This window comes from Collinsella sp. AF19-1LB (assembly GCF_003459655.1).
Classification (GTDB): domain Bacteria; phylum Actinomycetota; class Coriobacteriia; order Coriobacteriales; family Coriobacteriaceae; genus Collinsella.
This window is the reverse complement of the sequence record NZ_QRWO01000020.1, coordinates 1-25,083: the sequence shown is the minus strand read 5'-3', so window position 1 is coordinate 25,083 and position 25,083 is coordinate 1. Positions and strand designations below refer to the sequence as shown.

The window sequence follows — 25,083 nt, the reverse complement described above, 5'->3', positions numbered from 1 at the left end:
TAACCGAGTATAGTTGTAAGGCAATGCCGATATCCTACCCGTGTTTTTCGGGCCTAACCTTATTCGATGGGTTGATATGTACATTTCCACACATCAGGCTCTACTCGACTTTTGCCAGCGCGCCCGTGAGTTCGACGCGATTGCCGTCGATACCGAGTTTTTGCGCGAGCGCACGTTCCATCCGCGCCTGTGCTTGGTTCAGATTGCCACCCCTGCCGAGAGCGTCGCGGTCGATCCCCTGGTGATCGACGACCTATCGCCGCTGGCCGAGCTTATGGCAGACGAGAGCGTGACTAAGGTCTTCCACGCCTGCTCGCAGGATATGGAGGTTATGCTCCATACCGTGGGCGTGCTGCCACGACCGATTTTCGATACGCAGGTCGCCGCTGCCTTTTTGGGCGAGCGCCAGCAGATTTCGTATGGCGCGCTTGTTCAGACGTTTTGCGGCGTCTCGCTGCCCAAGACCGAGTCGCTGACCGACTGGTCGCGTCGCCCGCTGACCGATAAGCAGATTGAGTACGCGATTGATGACGTCAAGTACCTGATCGTCGCCTATACCGAGATGATGAGTCGCCTGCGCGAGCTGGGCCGTGTGGACTGGGTGCTCGACGAGCTACGCCCGCTGGCTGACGAGTCGCACTATCGCGCCGACCGTCACGAGGCATTCCGCAAGGTCAAGCGCATCAACTCGTGCAGCCGCCACCAGCTGGGCATCGCGCGCGAGCTCGCCGCCTGGCGCGAGGACCGCGCCGAGCGCCGTAACATCCCGCGCAAGTGGGTCATGTCCGACGACACGCTGCTTGCGCTCGTCAAGCGCAATCCCGTGCGCGTTGAGGAGTTCCGTAGCATTCGCGGTACCGATCAGTTGGGGGAGCGCGACGTGGACGGTGCGCTCATGGCCATCAAGCGCGGCGCAAGCTGCCCGCACGATCGCCTGCCGCTCATGGTGCGCGGGCATCGCCAGATCTCTCCGGAGCTGGAGAGCGTGACGGATCTCATGTACGCGCTTATCCGCCTGGTTGCCGAACGCTCGGGAGTGGCGACCTCGGTCATTGCCTCGCGCGATGACCTGGCCGACTATATTGAGCATCCCGAGCAGAGCCCCTTGCGCGAAGGCTGGCGCTTTGAGCTTGTGGGCTCGCGCCTGGACGATCTGCTCTCGGGCAACATGGGACTCACTGTGAAGGACGGCAAAATCGAGCTTTTGTAGTTACGCGGTTTGCCAAGCGCTGCAAACGTTTTAGAGCTGCAATGCCAAAACATCGATGGTGTCTCGTTGGCTGGGCGAGTGGGTAAAATGCCTCCAACGTGTAACTCGATTCGGAGGAATTCGCATGCCTTATTACTATGGATACGGCTTTGGCATCGACCCGCTGTACCTGCTGGTTGTTCTTGTCTGCACGGTGATCGGTCTTGCCGCACAGAACTATATCAACTCGACGTACAAAACCTGGTCCAAGGTTCGCTCGGACGGCGACACGGGCGCCACGGTCGCTCGCCGCATGCTCGACGCCAACGGCTGCAACGCCGTGGGTATCAAGGGCGTCGCTGGTGAGCTCACCGATCATTACAACCCGCAGGACAACAACCTGTATCTCTCGGATGCCAACCGTTCGGGCGGGTCGGTCGCAAGCGTTGCCGTTGCCTGCCACGAGGCGGGCCATGCCGCCCAGCGTCAAAGCGGTTATGCCATGATGAAGGTTCGCACCGCCCTCGTGCCGGTCGTCAACTTTACCCAGAACACCTGGACCATCGTGTTGCTCTTGGGCCTATTTATGAACATTGCCGGGCTCACGGCCCTCGCGCTGATCTTCTTCTCGTTTAGCGTGCTGTTCCAACTGGTTACGCTGCCGGTCGAGATTGATGCTAGTCGGCGCGCCGTGGCGTATATTGAGCAGTCGGGTATGAGCTCCAAGCAGGTCAACGGTGCCAAGAAGGTGCTGACGGCCGCCGCGCTTACCTATGTGGCTGCGGCGCTCACCTCGATTATTCAGCTGCTCTATCTTATGGCTCGCTACAACAGAAACTCCAACCGATAACAAATTGGGTCGCTGGGCGCCGCGGGGATTCGTGTCCCCGCGGCGCTGTACTATGTGTTGGACTTGAATTTGCGCAGGGCCGAAGCCCTTGTGCACGATGACGAAAGGAGGCTGCGTGGCAGGCTGGAATCTGACCGGCAATACCGTTTCCGCCGAGTTCGACGGTTCGGACGATCAGGAGCGCAAGGAGCTCAGCGTGAGCCAAGCGGTGGAGATCGCCGCCGGCGCGCTCGACGCCATTCCGCAGCTGAGCGTTTTGGGTGAGGTCACGGGTTTTCGTGGTCCCAATGCCCGAAGCGGCCACTGCTACTTCCAGATTAAAGACGACTCGACCGCCGTCGACTGCATCATCTGGAAGGGCGCCTATCTCAAGCGTACCTTCGATCTGCGTGACGGCATGCAGGTGAGCTTTAAGGGCAGCTTCAACCTCTATAAGGCCACAGGCCGCATGAGCTTTGTCGCTCGCTCGTTTTCGCTGGCGGGGGAGGGTCTGCTGCGTCAGCAAGTGGCGCAACTGGCCGAAAAGCTACGCCGCGAGGGCCTGATGGACGAAGCGCGCAAGCGCCGCATCCCGGTGTTCTGCTCCCGCGTGGCGGTCGTCACCTCGCTTTCCGGTGCGGTAATCGACGACGTCAAGCGTACATTGCGTCGGCGCAATCCGCTCGTCGAGCTTGTCTGCGTGGGCGCCAAGGTTCAAGGCGAGGGTGCGCCGGCCGAGCTTATCGAGGGCCTGCGCCGTGCCGCCGCCATCACGCCGGCGCCCGACTGCATCTTGCTGGTGCGCGGCGGCGGCTCCTTCGAGGACCTCATGACCTTCAACGACGAGGAGCTTGCCCGTGCAGTGGCTGCCTGTCCCGTGCCCGTGGTGACCGGTATCGGCCATGAGCCCGATACCTCGATTTGCGACATGGTGAGCGACCGCCGCGCCTCCACGCCCACGGCGGCGGCAGAATCGGTGGCGCCGGCTATGACGGAGTTGGCCGATGTGCTCGAGGCGCGCCATCAGCGTCTGGGTGCCGCGATGGCATCGATGATTGGGTCGGCCCAGGTCGACCTGGAGATGCTCGATCAGCGCGGTCGCCGTGCCTGGGATACCTATACGGCTCGCCTGGGCGATGCGCTCGATGCGGCTGCGTGCCGCCCGTGCCTCAACGACCCCACATTTATGGTCGAGCGTCGCGAATCGGAGCTTGCGCTGACCGCCGATCGCCTGTCGGGCGCCATAGTACGCTCGGTCGGGACATTTCGCTCCAACTTTGAGCGCTTGCCCGAGCGTCTGGTTGCAAGCACCTCGGGGCTCGATGGCAAGCGCCATGCGCTCACGCTCGCGAGCTCTCGCCTGGAGCATCAGGGGCGCACGATGCTCAACAAGCCAGCGTCCGACCTGGGCCGTACGGCAGCCTCGCTCGATGCCCTGTCGCCGCTCAAGGTGCTTGCCCGCGGCTATTCCATCGCGTACAGCGTTGACGGCGTGGCTATGAGCGCCAAGACCTTTAAGCCGGGCGACGCCATTCGCGTACGCATGGCAGACGGCAACGTGGCAGCAACGGTCGATACGGTCGAGTAGGCTGCGTTTCATAGCGATAAACCTTTAGGAAAGGAAGCAGATATGGCAGAGAAAACCCCGGTCGAGCAGCTTACGTACAAGCAGGCTTCGCAGGAGTTGGAGCTCATCATCCGCAGCCTGGAGTCGGGCGATATGGAGCTCGAGGAGTCGCTCGAGAGCTATACCCGCGGCGTAGAGCTCCTCAAGAGCCTGCGTACTCGCTTGTCCGATGCCGAGCAGAAGGTCTCGGTGCTCCTTAAGGACGTCGACGGCAACGACGTGCTCGCCGACGGCGAGGCCGCCAACACGGACGACAACCTCTCGTTCTAACCACCCCGACCAAATATAATTACCTTGGTCTGCGAGAAAGGAACCAACCATGTGTGATTGCATCTTCTGCAAAATTGCCAACCACGAGATCCCCTCGACCGTCGTTTACGAGGACGATCAAGTCATCGCCTTCGACGACCTCAACCCCCAGGCGCCGGTCCACACTCTCGTGATTCCCAAGAAGCACTACAGCGATATCGCCGATAATGTGCCTGCCGAGACCATGGGCGCCATGGCTCACGCCATCCAGGAGGTCGCTAAGGCCAAGGGCTTGGAGGACGGTTTCCGCGTCATCTCCAACAAGGGCGTCAACGCCGGTCAGACCGTCATGCATTTCCATATGCACGTCCTCGGCGGCAAGAACTTGGGTGAGAACCTCATCTGAGGGCGCGTAGGCCGTCGACTTGGCTGCCTTTGGAGTAATCTATGCAGCTTTCTCAACTCGAATACCTTCAAGCGGTAGCGAACTATGGCGGCGTGCGCAAAGCAGCTCGCGCCGTTCATGTGAGTCCGCAGGCCGTTTCGTCGGCAATCAAAAAGTTGGAATCTGAGTATCAGATCGTTTTGCTCAACCGATCGGCGGGGGAGGCTGTTTTGTCTCCGGCGGGCAGAGAATTTGCGCGTCGTGCACGCGTGATCCTGGCACAAGTCGACGATCTCAAAAAGTACGCTCAATCGAGGGACGACGGCGTCTCGCCCGACGGCCACTTTCGTCTTTACGCCCCCTGCCTTCATGGGCGGGGGCGCCTTTTTGCCGAAAACTGGTATGACTCGTTTGAAAGCTCGCACCCTCAGATTCACCTCGATGTGTGGCATCAGCCAACGGCTACATGCTTTGAATCACTTATACTTGGCATTTCGGACGCGGCTATCTCGTTTGAGGAACCACGGGACAGCGTCCTTTCTTCAAAATATATGGGTGAAAAGGAGCTCAGGGTTCTTTCATGCCCAGCTGGTCATCAATCTGTGGGTGCTATGACCGTTCGTGAGTTACTGGGCGGCAGGCTCGCTGTTCCCATTAATTTGTCACCCTGTCTCAATGCAATCAATCAATGTCCCGAAGCTCAGCTGGTTAATTTCCGCTTTCGCGATGTCGAATACGGAAACAGGGCGCAGGCTGAGTTTCTTCAAGCCGGGGGATTGATATTGAGTTTTTCTGGCTCTTCTCTCGCATCGGATGGATCGGAAGTGAGCGAGTGCTCCATTGAAGCCTCACATGACGTAGCCTTGCCCATCTACTTTTGCTATCGACAAAATGCCTGGACCGATCGACACCAGACGGTATTTCTTCACCTATTGCGTCATCTCGCTTCGTGAGGCCATTTGGCCTCGTGTCGTCAAGTGAATGTTGACGCCCTGCAACACATAGCTGACAGCTTTGCCCTCATGCTTTTCCAAGATTTCGATTTAGATTGCTGACTCTTGGAGGGCGGAGCATGAAAAACCGTACGGTTTTGCTTTATATGACGTTCGTTTTTCTGTCGAACTTCAGCACTATTTTGTATTTTCTGACGGTTTACCTTGAATTCGTCGGATTCTCGATAGTGGCGATTTCTAGCATGATGATTGCATATCAAGTGAGCAAGTTCATCCTCGAAGTTCCCACTGGCTATATTGCTGATAGGTTTGGACGAAAGGCAAGCGGTCTCGTTGGCGTCGTGGGGATGCTTGGATACTACGCCGCCCTGCTTCTCGTCCGTTCCCCTCTGCTTTTAATCGGTGCGTTCGCTCTCAAAGGTTTTGCCGTTGCATGTCTGAGCGGATCCATAGAAGCGATTTACATTGACAGCGTCTCTCAGGACCAGCTCGTAAGACTTAATGTCGTTGAGCGATTTGTTTTCTATGCCTCTTATGCCATCTCCGCTTGCGTGGGCGGTTTCATTTCGTCTGTCGGTGCATATCTCATTGGTCTTTCGGCAGATATCATCGCAATGGTGTTGACGTTGGTTGTCGTTGTCTGCATTCCTGAGATGCGAAGAGGGGGCACTGCGGGGGCACCTGAGCGTGGAATTAGCCCGAAGATGATCGGTGCCGCTATTGCGTGTAATGGCATTCTTCGTTCAGCGTTCATCATGGACTGTTCTCAGGCATTTGCTTTTGTCGCCCTGGAAGACTTTTTCTCACTGCTGCTTGCGGGTCGCGGAATGAATGCCGTCGCTTCGGGTGTGACCATTGCGGTTCAGCTCCTTGCCTCGGCCTCCATGGGACTTATTGTGCCCTGTGCGATTGCTCATGTCGACAAGGGCCGCTTTGCGCGTATTTGCGGCATCGTGCGTCTTTTCCTGACAGCTCTGTTTTTGATTCCCTTAACTCCGGTTTATTTGCTGCCCGTGTTCTATGTGCTGCAGACGGTCGCGTACTCGTTATTTGCTCCAATTAAATACTCAATTTTTCAAAAAGCAGCCGATCCTTCGATGCGCTGTTCACTGATTTCGGTTCAAAGCCAGATGGTGGCGGTGGGTGCCATCCTTTTCTATCTGTTCAACGCTGCGTTGAGCGGCATCGCGGGCATTCGAGTCATATTGCTTGTCGCGCTCGGGATTTCTTCCCTTGTGTATATCCCCGCGTTATTTCGTCTTACAAGCCAGAGGACATGAGTATTTAGGCACCGATAACTTATATATCAACGCAATAAACCCGAGCGCGAGGGCGTTTGGGTTTATTATTGAAGCGTATGTAACCTGGCGGCGCCACACCGCCTGTTAGTAGGGAGACACATGAACGTTCTGGTCGTCAACGCAGGATCTTCGACCCTTAAGTATCAGGTCATCGATACCAAGTCCCATAAGGTGTCCGCAAAGGGCTCCTGCGAGCGCGTCTGCTTTACCGGCGGCACTTTCACCCATGCTGCCAACGGCTCCAAGAAGGTGACCGAGAACATCGAGTTCCCCGACCACAAGGTCGCCATCGAGGTTGTCCTGAAGGACCTCGAGGCCAACGGCGTCAAGATTGAGGGTATCGGCCACCGTATCGTTCAGGGCGGTTGGTACTTTGGCGATTCCTCCCTCGTCGACGAGGATGTCCTCGCCAAGATCCGCGAGGTCGCTCCGCTCGCCCCGCTGCACAACAACCCCGAGGCCAACGTTATCGAGTACTGCCTGGAGCAGTATCCCGACCTGCCCAACGTCACGGTTTACGACACCGCTTTCCACTTCAACATGCCCGAGGTCGCCAAGACTTACGCCCTGCCCAAGGACGTCTGCGACAAGCTGCACATCCGTAAGTACGGCGCCCACGGCACCAGCTACCGCTACATCTCCAAGAAGGTCGCCGAGATGACCAACGGCGAGGCCCGCAAGGTCGTCGTGTGCCATATCGGCTCCGGCGCTTCCCTGTGCGCCATCGAGGACGGCAAGTGCATGGACACCACCATGGGCTTGACGCCGCTCGACGGCGTTATGATGGGCACCCGCTGCGGCTCCATCGACCCGGCTACCGTGTGCTACCTGCAGCGCGAGGGCGGCTACACCTTCGACGAGGTCGACGAGATGATGAACAAGAAGTCCGGCCTTTTGGCTGTGACCGGCGGCAAGACCAACGACTGCCGCAACGTCGAGGAGCTCGCCGCTGCCGGTGACCCCGAGGCCCAGCTTGCCTTCGATATGTTCGTCTACAAGATTGCTGCCAAGGCTGCCGAGATGGCCACCTCCATGTGCGGTATGGACACCCTGGTCTTCACTGCCGGCATCGGTGAGCACGCTCCTGCCGTCCGCGCCGGCGTGGCCGACCGCCTGGCCTTTATGGGCGTCAAGATGGATCATGCCCGCAACGCCCTGCGTGGTGACGGCGCATGGTGCCTGTCTGCCAAGGATTCCAAGGTTAAGATTTTCGTTATCCCCACGGACGAGGAGTTCATGATCGCTTCCGACGTCGAGCGCATCGTCAACGGCAAGTAATTGCAAAAGGGGAGGGGCTGGACGACCGAGCGCCGTTCGGCCCCTCTTTTGTGCTCGTTGGGCGATATGCCTGATAGTTATTTATTAAGTTGTGATAACTTCTTATTAACATGCGGCCGCCTTAAGGGGTCTGCGCCGACCGTATCGCACTGCAAAGGAGTCTCATGAACGTACTTGTTGTCAACGCCGGTAGCTCAAGCCTTAAATATCAGCTTTTGGATACCGATACCCGCGAGGTTTTCGCCAAGGGCAACTGCGAACGTATCGGTTCGGACATGGGCATCTTTGGCCACTCCGAGAACGGTGGCGCCAAGCAAACCGAGGAGGTCCCCTTCCCGGACCACCGTTCGGCTATCGCACGTGTGCTCGAGGAGCTCGAGAAGACCGACTTTACGATCGATGGCATTGGGCATCGTATTGTTCAGGGTGGCTGGTACTTTGACGATTCCGCGGTCGTCGACGATGAGGTCATGGCTAAGATTCTCGAGGTGGCACCGCTTGCCCCGCTGCACAACTACGGCGAGGCAGCGGCAATCGAGTATTGTCGCGAGAAGTATCCGGAGCTGCCCAACGTGGCCGTCTTCGACACCTCGTTCCACATGACTATGCCCGAGGTCGCCTACACCTACGCCCTGCCCAAGGACGTGTGTAACAAGTACCACGTGCGCAAGTACGGCGCCCACGGTACGAGCCACCGCTACGAGTGGATGATGGCCAAGGAGATCCTGGGTTCGCGCTGCCACCGTCTGCTTTCGTGTCATCTGGGCAACGGCGCTTCACTCGCCGCCATTGAGGACGGTGTATGCCGCGATACCACGATGGGCCTCACGCCGCTCGACGGCCTGATGATGGGCACCCGTTGTGGTTCCATTGACCCGGCTACCGTGTGCTACCTGCAGCGCGAGGGCGGCTACAGCTACCAGGAAGTCGATGACATGATGAACAAGCAGTCTGGTCTGCTTGCCATCTCGGGCATCTCCAACGACGCCCGTGACATCCGCACGCGCGCCTCCGAGGGCGACGAGCGCTGCCTGCTCGCCTTCGATATGTTCGCCTACAAGGCCATGCAGCAGGCCGGCTCCATGATTGCCTCCATGGCGGGCGTGGACACCATTACCTTTACCGCCGGCATTGGCGAGAACGACTGGTCGATCCGCAAGGCTTTCTGCGACTGCTTCGAGTGGCTGGGCGTGCGCATCGACAACAACAAGAACCGCGAGGCCGTGGGTAACGGCCCGCAGGTCATCAGCGCCGCCGGTTCCGCCGTCACGGTCATGGTCATCCCCACCGACGAGGAATACATGATCGCCCACGACGTCGAACGCCTGACCAAGAACAACTAACGCATTCGTCTGTAATTGAAAAAAGGCCTCCAGAGCAACAGCTCCGGAGGCCTTTTTACTAGCAGGCGGTAATTCCAGTCCCAAAGTGACCATCGCCGGCAACGCCTGCGCTTTCAGCAACGGCATCCATTCGTTCAGATCCTAAGCCCCAGCTCGTAGCCAAGCCGCCGCCCACTCCAGATTCCCTGACTGCTGCGTGACGGCAGGGACCCTGCAGGGCAAAGCTCTGAAAACATTCCGCAGGACGCAAAGAGGCTCCGCCGCGCGAAGCGCGCAGCGGAGCCTCTTTGCATGTCCGAGGACGTTTTCAGAGCTTTGCCCTGCAGGGTCCCGAGGGGATATGTAATCTATTCAGCCATCTGAGCCTGGACGGCGGTGATGGCTACGACACCCACGATGTCGTCGGCAGAGCAGCCGCGCGAAAGGTCATTGACCGGCTTGGCGATGCCCTGCAGGATGGGGCCGTAAGCGTCGGCGCCAGCGAAGCGCTGGACCAGCTTGTAGCCGATGTTGCCGGCCTCGAGGTCGGGGAACACGAGCACGTTGGCCTTGCCGGCGACAGAGGAGCCGGGAGCCTTGAGCTGGGCGACGGTGGGGACGATAGCGGCGTCGAGCTGCAGGTCGCCATCGATGGCGAGCTCGGGAGCCTTCTCCTTGCAGAACTTCACGGCCTCCTGGACCTTCTTGGCGACCTCGCCGCCGGCGGAGCCCATGGTGGAGTAGGAGAGCATGGCCACGTGCGGCTCAACGTTGCCCATGAAGGTGGACCAGGAGTGAGCGGAGGCGATGGCGATCTCGGAGAGCTCGTCGGAGGACGGGTTGATGTTGAGGCCGCAGTCGGCGAAGATCAGCGTGCCGTCGGTGCCGAACTGCGGGGTGTCGGTGCACATCACGAAGAAGGCCGAGACCAGCTTGGTGCCCGGGGCGGTCTTGAGGATCTGAAGCGCGGGGCGCAGGGTGTCGGCGGTGGAGTGGCAGGCGCCGGAGACCAGGCCGTCGGCGTCGCCCATCTTGACCATCATGGTGCCAAAGTAGGTGGCGTCCATCACCTGGGCGCGAGCCTGCTCGATGGTAACGCCCTTCTTGGCGCGGAGCTCGGCAAACTTCTGTGCGTACTCCTCGTGCTTCTCGGCATTGCGCGGGTCGATGACGGTGGCGCCGGGAACGTTGATCTCGTTGGGATCGCCCAGGATGACGATGTTGGCCAGGCCTTCCTCGATGATCTTGTTGGCCGCGACGATGGTGCGCGGATCCTCGCCCTCGGGCAGGACGATCGTCTTAAGGTCGGCCTTGGCGGCAGACTTCATACGGTTCAGGAAATCGCTCATGATACTCCTTACAAGCGTTTCGCTAAGCTCCAGGCCCTCGGCTGTACACGAATAAACCCGCTGCTAGCGGGTTTACCTTTCAATAATGTACGCCGCGGTGCTTGAGCTTTCCTTGTGTGGCAAGCTCATTATAGGACGCATTAGCGCTATAATCGCACTGATAAATATGTCTCGACGTATGTTCGAGAAAAAGCCCAGTTAAAAAGCGTGTGGCTTTTGACAAGGAGTATCGATGCAGATTACCTCAGGCCTGCCTGAAGGCTTTAATGCCGGTGCGTACGACATGATCGTTGTCGGCGCCGGTTATGCCGGTGCCGTTTGCGCCCGCCGTCTTGCCGAAACTATCGGCTATCGTGTTGCCGTTTTGGAGCGTCGCGGCCACATCGCGGGTAATGCCTACGACTGCACTGACGAGGCCGGAATCCTGGTCCACGAGTACGGTCCGCACATCTATCACACTTTTAATGAGCGCGTCCATAGCTTCCTGTCGCGCTTTACCAAGTGGACGGACTACCAGCACAAGGTGCTCGCCAACATCAACGGCACCCTCATGCCCGTACCCTTTAACCATGCGAGCCTCAAGCTCGCCTTTGGCGATGAGCGCGGCGAGGAGCTGTACCAAAAGCTCGTGGAGACCTTTGGCAAGGACGTCAAGGTGCCCATTATGGAGCTGCGCAAGAAGAACGACCCGGATCTTGCCGAGGTCGCCGATTATGTCTATGAGAACGTCTTTTTGCATTACACCATGAAGCAGTGGGGCCAGACGCCCGACCAGATCGACCCCTCGATCACCGGCCGCGTTCCCGTCTTTGTGGGCGATGACGATCGCTACTTCCCGCAGGCTCCTTTCCAGGGCATGCCGCAGGACGGCTATACCGCGCTGTTCGAGCATATGCTCGATCACGATCTGATCGACGTGTTCTGCGACGTGGACGCCCGCGATCTCTTTGAAATCGACGAGACCACCGTCAAGATCGATGGCAAGGTCTACGGCGGCGAGATTGTCTATACCGGTCCTCTCGATGAGCTGTTCAGCCTCGACTTGGGTGCGTTGCCGTACCGCACGCTCGATATGAAGTTCGAGACGCTCGATATGGACCAGTTCCAGCCCGTGGGCACCGTCAACTACACCACGAGCGAGGACTACACGCGTATCACCGAGTTCAAGAACATGACCGGTCAGGTCCTGCCCGGCAAGACCACCATCATGAAGGAGTACTCCAAGGCCTATACGCCCGGCTCGGGCGAGACGCCGTACTACGCCATTCTTGAGCCCGAGAACCGTGAGCTCTATGAGCGCTATCTTGAGCGCGTCCAGAACCTGACGAACTTCCACCCGGTGGGTCGTCTGGCCGAGTATCGTTACTACGATATGGACGCCGTGACCAATTCTGCCCTCGATCTTTCGGATGAGATTATCGCCTGCCATGCATAAAGTCATAACATTCGGTATTCCCTCGTATAACGCCGCCAAGGACATGGACCATTGCATCACCTCCATCTTGGAGGGGAGCAATTGCGCCACCGATATCGAGATTATCGTGGTGGACGACGGCTCCAAGGACGAGACGGCCGCCAAGGCCGACGAGTGGGAGGCCCGTTATCCTGGAATCATCCGCGCGGTGCACCAGGAGAATGGCGGTCACGGTATTGCCGTCCTTTCGGGTCTGCGCGAGGCGCAGGGCACCTACTACAAGGTTGTCGACTCGGACGACTGGCTTGACGGCGCTGCCCTTTCGACCATGCTGTCGATTCTGCGTGGCTTTGAGGAGCGCGACCAGCGCGTTGACCTGTTTATCTCGAACTACGTGTACGAGAAGGTTTACGAGGGCACGCATACCGCTATCGGTTACAAATTTGCCCTGCCGCGCAAAAAGATCTTTTCCTGGGATCAGATCGGTCATTTCCGCCTGGACCAGAACCTACTCATGCACAGCCTGTGCTATCGCACGGATGTGCTGCGCGAGTCCAACCTTCCCATGCCGCCGCACACGTTCTATGTGGACAACATCTACGCCTACGTGCCGCTGCCGCGTTGCAAGACCATGTACTACGCCGACATCGACCTCTACCGCTACTTTATCGGTCGCGAAGGTCAGAGCGTCAACGAGGCAACGATGGTCAAGCGTCTGGACCAGCAGTTCCGTGTTACGCGTATCATGATGGAGTCGTACCACCTGTACAGCGATGTTGAGTCGTCGCGTCTGCGTTCGTACATGATGGGCTACTTCACCATGATGATGGCGATCTGCTCGGTGCTCACCAAGCTTTCCGAGGAAGATTGCGCCGACGAGCGCCTAAAGACGCTGTGGAATGATTTGAAGGCCTACGACGAGCGCATGTATCGTCGTGCCCGCTACGGCGTGGTCGGCTTCTTCACCAACCTGCGCGGACGGGCCGGAGACAAAACCACACTCGGCCTATACCGTCTTGCCTCAAAGATCTTCAAATTCAACTAGCACAGAAACGCACGGGTAACGGGGACCCCTGGTCCTTAACTTGCTACTTCGGACAGTCCTGCGCAAGACGGAGGCGCCACTGGCGCCTCCTTTGCGTGCGGAACTCGTATCAAGTTAAGGACCAGGGGTCCTCTGCTATGTCTCGCTTTATGTCAGCAAGCTGAATTTGAAGATCTTCGACGCGTGGTACAAAGGGGCCTGGGCTGAAAAGAATTTGGTTGGTAGTCGGTCGGAGGCGGGCGGACGTTACGTTTGTCGCGAGTTCCGCATGCAAAGAAGGCCACTTAATGTGGCCTTCGTCTTGCATAGGACTGTAGAGCAGCAAACGTAACGCCCGCCCGCCTCCGACCGACGGTCGAGTGAAGTTACTTCGCGGCGCCGGGGATGCCGTGGGAGGTTTTGGCGGTTTTGGCTCCGTTTACGATGGCGGTCTGTAGGGCCCTTACGGCGAGCATGCCCAGCAGGTCTAGGGGAACGGTGGCGCTTGTCTGAGCGTCTAGTTTGCCGCTGGCGAGGGTGTAGATGGTGTCGCCGTCGTTGGTGGTGTGCGTGGGACGAATGGCGTGTGCGTAGGCGTCTGCGGCCATCTGGGAGACCTTGGTGGCCTGAGCCTTGGTGAGCTCAACGTTGGTGACGATGCAGCTGATGGTGGTGTTGGTGCGGTCGAGCGGCATCTGCATAGAGCCGGCGGCGGCAAAAGCGGCGAGCTCCATGTCGACGATCTGGTTGCTATCGGCTGCGGCGCGCATGCCGGCTACCCACTCGCCCGTGGTCGGGTCGACGACGTTGCCGCAGGCGTTGACCGAGACCACGGCACCCACCTTGACAGGGCCGAGCGCCACGGCGGCAGCGCCAAGGCCGGCCTTCATGCAGGTGGTGGGGCCCATGAGCTTTCCTACGGTAGCACCGGTGCCGGCACCCACATTGCCCTGCTCGAGTGTGGTGGGGGTGTTGTCGAGTGCCTCGCGCACGGCGGCGATGCCGGCTTCTATGTCGGGGCGCACGGTGGGATCGCCAAAGGCGAGGTCGAAGATGCAGCTGGAGCACACGATAGGCACCTGCGTGGGGCCGACGGGAAGGCCGATGCCGCGGCTCTCGAGCTCGCGGGCGACGCCGCTTGCGGCCTCCAGACCAAAGGCCGATCCGCCCGAAAGGCAGACGGCGTGGACCTTGTCGACGGTGTTCTCGGGTCGCAGCAGGTCGGTTTCGCGCGATGCTGGAGCACCGCCGCGAACGTCAACGCCGCCGGTGGCGCCCTCGGGTGCCACGATTACGGTGCAACCGGTGCCGGCCTCCTCGTCCGTATAGTTGCCATAGCAAAAGCCATCGACATCGCAGACGTCAATGGCCTCGAGCAGTGTATCCATGTTTAACTCCTATCGGTTTTCCGCCGCGCCATGTGCCCGGTCGGGATCCGTACGGTACGCCAAAATTGTAGGCGCTGGGGGATACCCAGCGCCAGATGCAATTACGAGAGCTTTTGAATCGCGCGCGCGACGCGAGCGATGGGTAGGCCCACCACGTTATAGAAGTCGCCCGATATATCATGCACGAGCATGCGTCCTCCTGTGCCCTGAATGCCGTAGGCGCCGGCCTTGTCCATGGGCTCACCCGAGGCGACGTAGTGCTCGATCTGCTCGTCGGTGAGCTCGTAGAACGTCACGTCGGTCACATCGACAAAGGACAGGCTCTCGGCGGCATGTGGGGCGGCCGTATCGCCTGCCTTAACGATGCAGACGCCGGTTGCGACCTGGTGCGTGCGGCCCGAAAGCTCACGGAGCATGGTACGCGCCTCGTCCTCGGTTGCCGGCTTGCCCAGAATCTTGCCGTCAAAGGTGACGATGGTGTCGGCCGCGACCGTCAGCTCATTGGGCTCGGCATGCTCGGCGGCAACGGCGGCGGCTTTGGCGCGTGCTAAGCGTTCAACGAGCGTAAGCGGGGCCTCGCCATCAAACGGCGTTTCGTCGATATCGGCAGGAATGATGCGAATGTCATAGCCCGCCTCGCGCATCAACTCGATGCGGCGCGGTGATTGCGAAGCCAAAATCATAGCTGAATGCCCTCGGCGACCTTCTCGACGGCCTTGTCGCCGGCGAGCGTGCGCAGCAGCTCAAGCGCAAAGGGGAGCGACTGGGCCATGCCGCTGGCGGTGATGATGTTGCCGTCTTGCGTAACCTTCTCGCCGGTATAGGCGCCTTTGGGGAAGCTTTTCTCAAAGCCAGGGAAGCACGTGGCGTGGCGCCCCTCGAGCAGGTCGAGCTCACCCAGGATAAACGGGGCGGCGCAGATGGCGGCGACGTGCTTGGTCGCGGCGAACTCGCAGACCACGTCGCAGACGCGCTGGTCGGCGCGCAGGTTGGTGGCGCCGGGCAGACCGCCGGGCAGCACGACGCAGTCATACTCGTTAAAGTTAATCTCGTCAAAGAGTACGTCGCAGGTTACGGGAATCTGCAGCGAGCTTACGACCTCGCGCGTGGGCATGATCGAGACAAGCGTGGCGCGCACGCCGCCGCGACGCATGACATCGACCATGGTCAGGCATTCAATAGTTTCAAAGCCATCGGCGGCGAGAACGGCAACGCTGGGCATGAGGGTTCCTTTCATAGGCGGCATACAATTAGCCGTCTTATACCCCGAAGACCTCCGCTTGCCACGCTCGATTTCCCAATGTTTAAAATAGCCCCGTCCGAATTAGCTACCCCCACCCATCCTCAACAATCTCAATCTGTAACATCCATCGACCAAAACTAGCCCCAACTGTTACAGATCGAGACAGTCCCCAACAGCACTGCCCCGTTCGGGGAACGACCGCCACAGGTACGGCGGGCAGAGGCTCACTTTTTTCCTCGGTTTTTCTTGACGGAATCTCACCTGTTGTAGTACTTTGTCCCAGTCTAAAAACGCGTGGACTTTTCTGGGCGCTAGCCACCTTTTTGCCACGCAACCGAGCAGTCGGTTGCGTGGCTTTTTTCGTCTTGGCAGCAGGTACCACATGCACCGCCAGAAGACCGCACGAGCCCACCTTCCGACTGCAGGGAACAGACGCACGAGACGTGCATCTGCAAGACAGCAGACGGAAGGGAGCCTAATGGCAGAAACAAACACAATCAAGCAACAGACCGCCGAGGCGGGAGCCGCGGGCGCGGGGCAGGTCAAGGCGGCGCTCCAGGTCTTTGCGGGCGGCGCCTGCTACGGCGCGATGGCCACGACCTACAAGCTCGCCTACGCCGCGGGCTTCACCTCAGCGCAGGTGGTGGCGAGCCAGGCGTGGTTCGGCTGCCTCTTCTTCGCCCTCGCCACGCTCGCAGGGCACGCACTCGGGCACCGCTGGCAGCGCGTGGGCTGGAAGCTCGCCCTCAAGCTCATGGGCCTGGGAGCCCTCACCTGCCTCACCTCAATCCTCTACTGCTACGCCATGAGCGTGCTGCCCGCCCCGGTGGCACTCACGCTCCTCTTCCAGTTCACGTGGCTGGGGCTCGTGTGGCAGACCGTCATGACGCGCCGGCCGCCGAGGCTCCTCCAAGTGGCCTCCGCCCTGGTCATCGTCTTCGGAACGGTGTTCGCCAGCGGCGTCTACAAGACCGGCATCACCGGGTACGACCCCGTGGCCCTGCTCTGCGCGCTGGGGGCGGCCGTGTCCTGCTCCCTCTTTGTCACCCTCTCCGGCAAGGTCGAGGCCCCCTGCTCGTCCGAGCAGCGTGGCGTCATCGTATGCGCGGGCTCCGTGGTCATGTCGCTCACGGTGTGTCCGGACTACGTCGTCTCGGGCGTCCTCGCCCAGGGCATCCTGCCCTTTGCCGTCATCGCCGGCTTCTTTGGCATGCTCTGCCCGGTCCTGCTCTTCGGCATGGGCTCTCCGCACCTGCCCGCGGGCCTGTCCACCGTCATGGCCGCCGCGGAACTCCCCGCCGGCCTGCTCATCGCCATGATCGTCCTCGGCGAGCCGCTCGGCGTCGTCGAGTGGCTGGGCGTCGCCATCATCCTCGCCGGCGTGTGCCTGGCACAGGTCCCCTCCCTGCTTGGAGGCCGGGAGGCACGTCGCGCCGCCGCAGGACAAGCCGTCAGCTAGTCACCCCTTCACAGGCGGCCCGCGCGCATCAGGGAAAGGGCCACGGGCCAGGCGCGCGAGGCCGCAAGGACGTTATAAAGCGTCCCCCGCAGAGATGGGGGCGCCAGAGAGAAGGAGGCACCATGCCATTTCCAAAAGGGTTCCTTTGGGGAGGAGCCACCGCCGCCAACCAATGCGAGGGAGGTTATGACGAGGGCGGCCGCGGCCTTGCCAACGTCGACGTCATCCCACACGGGCCGGAGCGCAACGACGTAAGCCGCGGCCTGAGGCGCATGCTCGACTTCGAGCCCGGGTACTACTACCCGGCCCAGACGGGCATCGACTTCTACCACCACTACCGCGAGGACATAGCCCTCTTCGCGGAGATGGGCTTTAAGGTCTTTCGCCTCTCCATCGCCTGGAGCCGCATCTTCCCCAATGGCGACGAGGAGGAGCCCAACGAGGCCGGGCTCGCTTTCTACGAGGACGTGTTCCGCTGCTGCCGCGAGCACGGGATCGAGCCCCTCGTGACCATCACGCACTTCGACTGCCCCATCCACCTCGTCAAGAAGTACGGCGCCTGGCGAAACCGCACCCTTATCGAGCTCTACAAGCGGCTTGTGACGGTGCTCTTCAACCGCTACCGCGGCCTCGTGCGCTGGTGGATCACGTTCAACGAGATGAACATGATCTTGCACCGTCCCTTCATGGGTGCCGGCATCGTCCTCGAGCCCGGGGAGAATGCCCGCGAGGCCGAGTACCGCGCCGCGCACAACGAGCTCGTGGCGAGCGCCTGGGCCACCAAGATCGCCCACGAGGTCGATCCGGAGAACAAGGTGGGCTGCATGCTCGCCGCGGGAAGCTACTACCCCTACTCCTGTCGTCCCGAGGACGTTCGCGCGGCGCAGGTCAAGAACCAGGAGGACCTCTTCTTCGTGGACGTGCAGGCGCGCGGTCGCTACCCCGGCTACGCGCTCAAGATGCTCGAGCGCGAGGGCATCGACGTGGGCATGACCGCCGAGGACGAGCGCATCCTTGCGGAGAACACCGTCGACTTCATCTCGTTTAGCTACTACTCCTCGCGCTGCACCGCGGGCGACCCCGACTCCGTGGGCGGCGTCGCCGAGGGCAACGCCTTCGCCGGCGTGGAGAACCCCTACGTGCGCACGAGCGACTGGGGCTGGGTCATCGACCCGCTGGGATTCCGCATCACGATCAACGACCTCTGGGACCGCTACCAGAAGCCGCTCTTTGTGGTGGAGAACGGCCTCGGCGCCTATGACGAGGTGCTTCCCGACGGCACGATCGAGGACGACTACCGCATCGCCTACCTGCGCGAGCACATCGAGGCCATGCGTGACGCCATCGAGCAGGACGGCGTCGAGATGCTCGGCTACACCACCTGGGGGCCGATCGACCTCGTGAGCGCGGGCTCCGGCGAGATGGAGAAGCGCTACGGCTTCATCTACGTGGACCGCGACAACCTGGGCAACGGCACGCTCGAGCGCAGGCGCAAGAAGAGCTTCTACTGGTATCAACAGGCCATCGCCACCAACGGAGGCGACCTGGGCTAGCCGCCCGGGCAATATCACTAAGGAGAAAATAATGGCTGAAAAATACGACGATCTGGCCAGATCCATACTCGAGAACGTAGGCGGCACAGAGAACGTCGCCAGCGTCGCGCACTGCATCACGCGCGTGCGCTTCAAACTCAAGGACGAGTCCCGCGCCAACACTGCCAAGATCGAGGCCCTCAAGGGCGTCATCCAGGTCATCCAGGCCAACGGCCAGTACCAGGTGGTCGTGGGTAACATCGTCGAGGACGTCTACGACGCGGTCCTGGAGGCCGGCAACTTCTCGGGCGGCGCAAGCGCCGACGACGAGCCCCAGGGCGATAAGACCGTTGCCTCCGTCGTCATCGACCTCATCTCTGGCATCTTCCAGCCCATCCTGGGACCGCTTGCCGCCGCAGGCATCATGAAGGGACTGCTTGCCCTCATCACCTACTTCGTCCCGGCCTTTGCAAACGACGGCCTCTACACGCTGCTCTACACCGTGGCTGACGGCTTCTTCTACTTCCTTCCCGTCGCCCTGGCGTTCAGTGCCGCGCGCAAGTTCCGCATGAACGAGTTCACCGGCGTGGCAATCGGCGTGGCGCTTCTCTACCCGACGATGGTCGCCCTGACCTCGGGCGAGGCGCTCGGCAGCATCGACCTCGGCGTGGCCGGCACGTTCTCGTGGTACGCCACCGCCCTCGGGCTCCCCATCATCATGCCCGTGTCCGGCTACGTGAGCTCGGTGATCCCCGTCCTTCTCATGGTGTGGTTCGGCTCTATCCTTGAGCGCTGGCTCAAGAGCTGGATGCCGGCTGCGCTCAAGATGTTCCTTGTCCCGCTCGCCACGATGACGGTCTCCATCGTCTTGGGCTACCTCATCATCGGCCCGGTGGCCACCCTCATCACCAACCTGCTGAGCGCGGCGTTCTCGTTCATCTTCCAGCTCCCCGTGGTTGGTTCCGTCCTGGGCAGCGCCCTGGTTGGCGGACTGTGGATGTGCCTCGTCATCTTTGGCTTCCACTGGAGCCTCATCCCCATCTCCATCATGAATCTGAACACCCTCGGCCACGACAGCGTGCTCGCCGCCACCATCGGCCACGGGTTCGCGCTCGGAGCGGTCATCTTTGCCATGTACCTCAGAAACAAGGACGAGCGCTTCCGCGGCATCGCCCTTCCCGCGATGATCTCCGCCTTCTTCTTCGGCGTCACCGAGCCGGGCATCTACGGCATCGCCCTCCCCAACAAGCGCGCGTTCGTCGTGGCATGCCTGAGCTCCGCCGTGGGCGGCGTCATCGTGGGAATGACTGGCGCTCTCATGTACATCTCGGGCGGCCTCGGCGTCTTCAACCTGCTCAACTTTATCGACGGGACCCCTGGTGGCGCCGGGATCTCCCACATGATCTTCGCGATCATCGCCTCGCTCGTCTCTGCCGTCCTGGCCTTTGTTATCGAGTTCATCACCTACCGGCCCAACGACGATGAGGAAGGCACCCGCTAGCCTGCGCCCTCCTCAATCAGCTCTATGTAATTGAGGGGCAGTTGAGGTGGGTGAGGGCCGAGGGCGATCAAGGTGGCCGCCCTCGGCCCGGGACAACCTGCCAGAAGGCGTTTAGCTTTCTCGGGCGGCGCTGAAATGAACTGCGCCCCGATACTTGGACGGGTCAATTAGCGGCCTATGCCGCACATGGGGACTGATTTCGGAACTCCTCCGGGGTCAGTCCCTTTTGCTTAACCCGCCTCCTCTTGTTCCAGTGAACGGTATAGGCTTCGAGGTCCCGCTTGAACTCCTCGAAGCTCCGCCACGTCCGGCTCCTGTAGAATTCGTCCTTCAGGCGCCCGGGCAGCAGCTCCGTCGCATGAGCTTGCCCTCGCACGCCGCCGGCCCCGGCCGGGTCCGGGCACCCTTCGGCCTCCCGCTGGCCTTCGGCGCGCCCGCACCCCCTGTCGCAAAGCTCTGCTGCAAGAGTCCTCAGCGTGGCGTCGTGCCTGACTCTCCCGTCCATAAAGAAGCCCCCATTTCTAATGTTCAAGAAATGAGGGGCGGTTCAATTTCGGGACGGGGATTAAATAATCATTCGGAGCAAATCTATTTTTATCCCCGTGCCAGAAAAATCATCGGGCGTGGTCTGGGGCAAACAGTCTAGTTGCGCTTGAGGTGGACGACGGTTTCGCAGTGGAAGGTTTGCGGGAACAGATCGACCGGCGTGATCTTGACGGGGGAGAAGGTACCTTCCTCGACAAAGCGCTTAAGGTCGCGTGCCAGGGTGGCGGGGTCGCAGCTCACGTAGGCGACATCGCGAGCGCTCGTGCTGGCGATAAGGTCGATCGCCTCGGGGGCGAGGCCTGCGCGCGGCGGGTCGACCACCAAGACGTCGGCATCCTGGTCGGGGAACTCGCGCACCGCGTCTCCGCCAATGACGTCGACGTTATCAAGCTTGTTGATTTCCAGGTTACGGCGCAGGTCGCGCACGGCCGGGCCGTAGGCCTCGACGGCGGCGACGAAGTCGCAGCGGCGGGCGAGCGGCAGGGTAAAGGTTCCGGCGCCGCAGTACAGGTCCACGGCAAGCTCGTCTTCTTGCGGGTCGAGCGCTTCCATGACAAGCTCGATCAAAATTTCAGCACCCTTGGTGTTGACTTGGAAAAAAGACGGGGCAGACAAGCGCATCTGACCCTCGGCGATATTCTCGGTCCATGAGCCCTCTCCGGCGAGCATTTCGACCTTGGAGACACGGCGGGCCTTCTTTTCGCCCTTGCTCATCACACGCACGATGCTCGTGGGATGAGCGGCGACCGCCAGCACGCGGGAGACTTGCGAGCGCGGAAAAGAGCCCGTGGGCGTCCAGAGTGCAACCTCGAGCGCCTTGGTGCGGCGCGATGCGCGAATGCCCACGCGTTCGAGCCCTAAGTCATGGCTGCCGCTTAGATAGTTGAGTGCGCCGACGACCGATTTGAGCGCCTTGGGAAAACGTTTATCGAACAGCGGGCACGCATCGACGGTCACGATTTTGCTGGGGTCGACACCGTGCATGCCAAGGCGCACGCGACCGTTGACGACGGTCGGTTCGAGCTCGATTTTATTGCGGTAGCCCCAGTCGTCCTTGGTGTGGCAGATGGGCTGCACCAACTCATCGACCTGCTCAGGAGCGAACTTGCCGATGCGCTCGAGCGTGGAGCGCAGGTTTTGCTCCTTGGCGGCGAGCTGTGCCGTGCGTGAGAGATTGCCCCACGAGCAGCCGCCGCAGATGCCCACGTAGGGGCAGGGGGGCTGAATGCGATCGGGGCTCGGCTCCAGAATCTCGGTGGTGCGGGCGCGCATGAACGACTTGCCGTCCTGTACGACCTCGGCCTCGACGGTGTCGCCTGCCACGGCACCCTGCACAAAGACGGCTTTGCCGTTGTCGGCGTGCGCCAGCCCGTCGGCGCCGTAGGTCATCGATTCTATAGTGAGCTTCATATCCCTGCCTGTCATTCGTGTTGTTGCTCGCACCATGGTAGCAGGGAAAAGCGCCCCGCATCCGAGGCTTTGCTCAAATGCGGGGCGCTTCTACAAACTGCTTCTACAAACGACTATTTCGTCCTGCCGGTAATGAGCGTCTTGAGACCCAGACCGATCAGGCCCAAGCCCATGCGCACGCGGCCGGGGTGATGGCGCTCGATGGCCTTGGTCTTGCCAGCGGGCTTATCGCGACGGGCACTCGTCTCGGGTGCGGGCTTGGTGACCTGCGGCTCGGGTCGAGGTGCAGGTGCAGGCTCGGGCTCAATGACGGTCGCCTGGACCTCTTGGACCTTGGGTGCTACCGGCTGCGGCTCGGGCTCGGGGGCGGGTTTTGCCTCAATGACGGGCTCGGGCGCGGCCTCGGCGTTGCGGTAGGCACGCTCCAGCAGGGCTTCCTGCGAGTTGAAGGGTTTCTCACCCTCTGCGCGCTCCACGGGGACCCAGGTGCCGTCGCTCGTGAGGCTGCGGGCCTTCACGTTGTCGCGCAGCTGCATGCTCATGTACTCGTGCACCAGGGCGCGGCAGGTGGGGTCGAGCACGGGGAAGGCGATCTCCACGCGGTGCTCGGTGTTGCGTGTCATCATGTCGGCCGAGCTCAGATAGATCATGTCCGAGTCCACGCCAAAGGCGTAAACGCGCGCATGCTCCAAAAAGCGTCCGACGATAGAACGGACATGCACGTTCTCGGTCTTGCCAGGAACGCCCGGCTTGAGGCACGAGATGCCGCGGATGATCATGTCCACGCGGACTCCTGCGCACGATGCCTCGGCGATCTTGTCGATGACCTCGCGGTCGGTGAGCGAGTTGAGTTTAAAGAACACGCGGGCGGGCTCGCCGGCGAGGGCGCGCTGGATCTCGCGGTCAAGCCCGCGCATGATGAGCGGTTTCAGTCCGACGGGCGCCACACCCAGGAAGCGGTAATCGCCGCGCAGGTTGCCCAGCGACAGGTTGCGGAAGAACAGGTTGGCGTCCTCGCCGATGCCGGGGTGAGCGGTCATGAGCATAAAGTCGCTGTAGAGTTTGGCCGTCTTCTCGTTAAAGTTGCCGGTGCCCAGCAGCGTCAGGCGCGTTAGCGCCATGCCCTCGCGATAGGTGAGCTGGCAGATCTTGGAGTGGCACTTAAAGCCCTCGGAGCCGTAGATGACGGTGCAGCCGGCCTCTTCCAGGCGCTCGGCCCACTCGATGTTGTTCTGCTCGTCAAAGCGCGCGCGGAGCTCCATGAGCACCGTGACCTCTTTGCCGTTCTCGGCGGCATCGATCAGTGACTCGCACAGGCGGCTCTGCTTGGCCACGCGGTAGAGCGTGATGCGCAGTGAGATGCACTCGGGGTCGTAGGCGGCCTCGTGCACCAGATCCAGGAAGGGGTTCATGGCCTCATAGGGATAAAAGAGCAGCTTGTCGTGCTGAAGTACCTGCTCGCGGATGGAGCGGGTCATATCGATGGTGGGGTTGGGCTGCGGCTTAAACGGTGTAAAGAGCAGCTCGTTGCGCAGGTGCTCGGGAATCTTGCCCTCAATGCCAAAGACGTAGCCTAGGTCGAGCGGGATATCGCAGGTAAAGACAGAGCGGCGCGAAAGCTCGAGCGCCTTGCGGATGGTCTTGAGCGTCGCCTTCTCGAGCGACCCCGAGACCGCGAGCACCACCGGCTGCAGGCGCAAGCGTTTCTTGAGGATGCGCTTCATGTGCTGACGGTAATCCTCTTCCTCCTCGACGCCCTCGCCGTCCGGGTCGATGTCGGCGTTGCGGGTGACGCGGATGAGCGCGCGGTCGAGCGGCTTATAGGAGCCAAAGCAGCTGTCCAGGCAGGCGAGGATGACGTCCTCGAGCAAGATGTAGGAGTAGGTGCCGGTGGGCGAGGGGATCTCGACCACGCGGTTCATCGAGGTGGGAATCTCGATAAGGCCCAGCAGACTCTCCTCGTCGGTGACGCCGTCCAGGCCGCAGGCCAGGTAGAGTGCGCCGTTGCGCAGGTTGGGGAAGGGGTGGCGCGGGTCAATCACCAGCGGTGAGATGACCGGCGACACGTAGGCCTGGAAGTAACGGGTTACAAAGGTGCGCTCCTCGGGCGTAAGCGAATCGATGCGGGCGCGGTGAACGCCCAGGGTGTCGAGCTTGCCCTCGATGCTCTTAAAGATGGACTCCCATCGGGTAAGGAGCCCGGGCATTTCGGCCATGACAGCATCGACTTGTTCGGAGGCGGTCATATTGCTCTTGTTGTCGACAGGCTGTTTTTTGAGCTCTGCCAGATCGGACAGGCCGCCCACGCGCACCATGAGAAACTCATCGAGGTTAGACTCGAAAATCGACACGAACTTTAGCCGCTCGAACAGCGGAACGGTCTCGTCGAAGGCTTCGTCAAGCACACGGTTGTCAAAGCGCAGCCAGCTGAGCTCTCGGTTCTGCGTGTACGAGAAGTCGTGCGGCGGCTTACGCAGCTTTGCAGCGGCTTGCTTTTTTTCGATTTTGCTCGGCATATGCATCTGTCCGTTCAGTCCCCGTGGGGGACGGTTGCCTAACACTATTCACTATTGTCTCAATTTAGTCGGCCTATGGCACGGACGTATCGCGTGAACGGTATCTTTACCTACTTCTTACGCTGACAAGCCATAGAGCTGACGCCCTTCGCGTTGTGAAAAACGGTCTATATCCTCACTCAACTGGTGAGTATGTGTGAATAAGAATGATAGGTAGCTGAATATCATCGAATACAGACAGAAACACGAACAAGCGTCATTTATATACATAAAACCGTTTTAGATATGCAATTCTTAATCGAAAGATTGGAGTTGTAATTGCGAATGATTTTTAAGAAAAAAGAGCATTTACCTTAGAAAAGCTACTTTAGAACGCCGAAGTGCATTATGGGAGAATCATATTCGATATACCGTTCATCGAACTTTGTTGACCGTTCGGGGGCGAGGTGGAATTGCGGTTGGAATTTGGATATAACTAGAGCTGTCAGCAAGCAGCACCCGTTACGGAAGGGTGCTGAGAGATTCGGCCGAAAGGCCCGAAAGAAAGGTAGGAGGCCATGACGAAAGG

Annotated in this window: 21 protein-coding genes; 14 read left to right on the top strand and 7 right to left on the bottom strand. The window is 60.4% G+C overall.

The window, feature by feature from the left end:
• The first annotated feature begins 76 nt into the window (after positions 1–76).
• From rnd to DWX39_RS07060, 9 genes are all read left to right on the top strand, one after another.
• A complete protein-coding gene (gene rnd, locus DWX39_RS07100; RefSeq protein ID WP_006234315.1) occupies positions 77–1,210 on the top strand; it encodes a ribonuclease D in 1,134 nt (377 codons plus the stop codon).
• Between the two features lie 124 nt (positions 1,211–1,334).
• The gene (locus DWX39_RS07095; protein WP_117759022.1) at positions 1,335–2,039 is read left to right on the top strand and encodes a zinc metallopeptidase; all 705 of its coding nucleotides are present in this window, start codon (positions 1,335–1,337) and stop codon (positions 2,037–2,039) included.
• Between the two features lie 115 nt (positions 2,040–2,154).
• Positions 2,155–3,606 (top strand): exodeoxyribonuclease VII large subunit, encoded by a 1,452-nt coding sequence (xseA, locus tag DWX39_RS07090; RefSeq protein WP_369832168.1) that lies wholly within the window; start codon positions 2,155–2,157, stop codon positions 3,604–3,606.
• Positions 3,607–3,648: 42 nt separating this feature from the next.
• A complete protein-coding gene (xseB, locus tag DWX39_RS07085) occupies positions 3,649–3,915 on the top strand; it encodes an exodeoxyribonuclease VII small subunit (protein WP_006234311.1) in 267 nt (88 codons plus the stop codon).
• 49 nt (positions 3,916–3,964) lie between these two features.
• On the top strand, positions 3,965–4,300 hold the full coding sequence (locus DWX39_RS07080; RefSeq protein WP_035137921.1) for a histidine triad nucleotide-binding protein: 336 nt from the start codon (positions 3,965–3,967) through the stop codon (positions 4,298–4,300).
• A 41-nt stretch (positions 4,301–4,341) separates the two neighbouring features.
• Positions 4,342–5,232 (top strand): LysR family transcriptional regulator, encoded by an 891-nt coding sequence (locus DWX39_RS07075; RefSeq protein WP_117759020.1) that lies wholly within the window; start codon positions 4,342–4,344, stop codon positions 5,230–5,232.
• Positions 5,233–5,351: 119 nt separating this feature from the next.
• Entirely contained in the window at positions 5,352–6,512 is a 1,161-nt protein-coding gene (locus DWX39_RS07070; protein ID WP_117759018.1) for an MFS transporter, read from the top strand.
• A 120-nt stretch (positions 6,513–6,632) separates the two neighbouring features.
• Positions 6,633–7,811 carry an acetate/propionate family kinase gene (locus tag DWX39_RS07065; protein WP_006234305.1) on the top strand — a complete coding sequence of 393 codons (1,179 nt, stop codon included), beginning with the start codon at positions 6,633–6,635 and terminating at the stop codon, positions 7,809–7,811.
• A gap of 164 nt (positions 7,812–7,975) precedes the next feature.
• Positions 7,976–9,154, top strand: a complete 1,179-nt coding sequence (locus DWX39_RS07060; protein ID WP_117759016.1) for an acetate/propionate family kinase — start codon at positions 7,976–7,978, stop codon at positions 9,152–9,154.
• Positions 9,155–9,501: 347 nt separating this feature from the next.
• On the opposite strand, the gene pta is transcribed toward DWX39_RS07060, so the two are convergent.
• Positions 9,502–10,482, bottom strand: a complete 981-nt coding sequence (gene pta / locus DWX39_RS07055) for a phosphate acetyltransferase (protein WP_089573084.1) — start codon at positions 10,480–10,482, stop codon at positions 9,502–9,504.
• Between the two features lie 232 nt (positions 10,483–10,714).
• Between pta and glf the strand changes: the two genes are divergently transcribed.
• Both glf and DWX39_RS07045 read left to right on the top strand, forming a co-directional pair.
• Positions 10,715–11,917, top strand: a complete 1,203-nt coding sequence (glf, locus tag DWX39_RS07050; RefSeq protein ID WP_117759014.1) for a UDP-galactopyranose mutase — start codon at positions 10,715–10,717, stop codon at positions 11,915–11,917.
• Positions 11,910–12,941 carry a glycosyltransferase family 2 protein gene (locus DWX39_RS07045; protein ID WP_117759012.1) on the top strand — a complete coding sequence of 344 codons (1,032 nt, stop codon included), beginning with the start codon at positions 11,910–11,912 and terminating at the stop codon, positions 12,939–12,941. Before glf ends, DWX39_RS07045 begins: the two co-directional genes overlap by 8 nt.
• Positions 12,942–13,306: 365 nt before the next feature.
• On the opposite strand, the gene DWX39_RS07040 is transcribed toward DWX39_RS07045, so the two are convergent.
• The 3 genes from DWX39_RS07040 to DWX39_RS07030 form a co-directional block, all read right to left on the bottom strand.
• On the bottom strand, positions 13,307–14,308 hold the full coding sequence (locus DWX39_RS07040) for a P1 family peptidase (RefSeq protein ID WP_117759010.1): 1,002 nt from the start codon (positions 14,306–14,308) through the stop codon (positions 13,307–13,309).
• A gap of 101 nt (positions 14,309–14,409) precedes the next feature.
• Complete coding sequence (locus DWX39_RS07035) at positions 14,410–14,991, bottom strand: nucleoside triphosphate pyrophosphatase (protein ID WP_117635392.1); 582 nt, start codon at positions 14,989–14,991, stop codon at positions 14,410–14,412.
• The gene (locus DWX39_RS07030) at positions 14,988–15,530 is read right to left on the bottom strand and encodes a DJ-1 family glyoxalase III (RefSeq protein WP_117635391.1); all 543 of its coding nucleotides are present in this window, start codon (positions 15,528–15,530) and stop codon (positions 14,988–14,990) included. The genes DWX39_RS07035 and DWX39_RS07030 overlap by 4 nt, the downstream gene beginning before the upstream one ends.
• Before the next feature lie 499 nt (positions 15,531–16,029).
• Between DWX39_RS07030 and DWX39_RS07025 the strand changes: the two genes are divergently transcribed.
• From DWX39_RS07025 to DWX39_RS07015, 3 genes are all read left to right on the top strand, one after another.
• Entirely contained in the window at positions 16,030–17,010 is a 981-nt protein-coding gene (locus DWX39_RS07025; RefSeq protein WP_117638210.1) for an EamA family transporter, read from the top strand.
• Positions 17,011–17,132: 122 nt separating this feature from the next.
• A complete protein-coding gene (locus DWX39_RS07020) occupies positions 17,133–18,563 on the top strand; it encodes a 6-phospho-beta-glucosidase (protein WP_117583936.1) in 1,431 nt (476 codons plus the stop codon).
• Positions 18,564–18,594: 31 nt separating this feature from the next.
• Positions 18,595–20,043, top strand: coding sequence for a PTS transporter subunit EIIC (locus DWX39_RS07015; protein WP_117759008.1), 1,449 nt, complete (start codon positions 18,595–18,597; stop codon positions 20,041–20,043).
• Between the two features lie 175 nt (positions 20,044–20,218).
• Here the strand turns inward: DWX39_RS07015 and DWX39_RS11320 are convergent, their stop codons facing one another.
• From DWX39_RS11320 to ppk1, 3 genes are all read right to left on the bottom strand, one after another.
• Positions 20,219–20,548, bottom strand: coding sequence for an IS3 family transposase (locus tag DWX39_RS11320; protein WP_197032199.1), 330 nt, complete (start codon positions 20,546–20,548; stop codon positions 20,219–20,221).
• Between the two features lie 137 nt (positions 20,549–20,685).
• On the bottom strand, positions 20,686–22,014 hold the full coding sequence (rlmD, locus tag DWX39_RS07005) for a 23S rRNA (uracil(1939)-C(5))-methyltransferase RlmD (RefSeq protein ID WP_117759007.1): 1,329 nt from the start codon (positions 22,012–22,014) through the stop codon (positions 20,686–20,688).
• Between the two features lie 98 nt (positions 22,015–22,112).
• Positions 22,113–24,515 carry a polyphosphate kinase 1 gene (ppk1, locus tag DWX39_RS07000; protein WP_369832167.1) on the bottom strand — a complete coding sequence of 801 codons (2,403 nt, stop codon included), beginning with the start codon at positions 24,513–24,515 and terminating at the stop codon, positions 22,113–22,115.
• Positions 24,516–25,083: the final 568 nt, after the last annotated feature.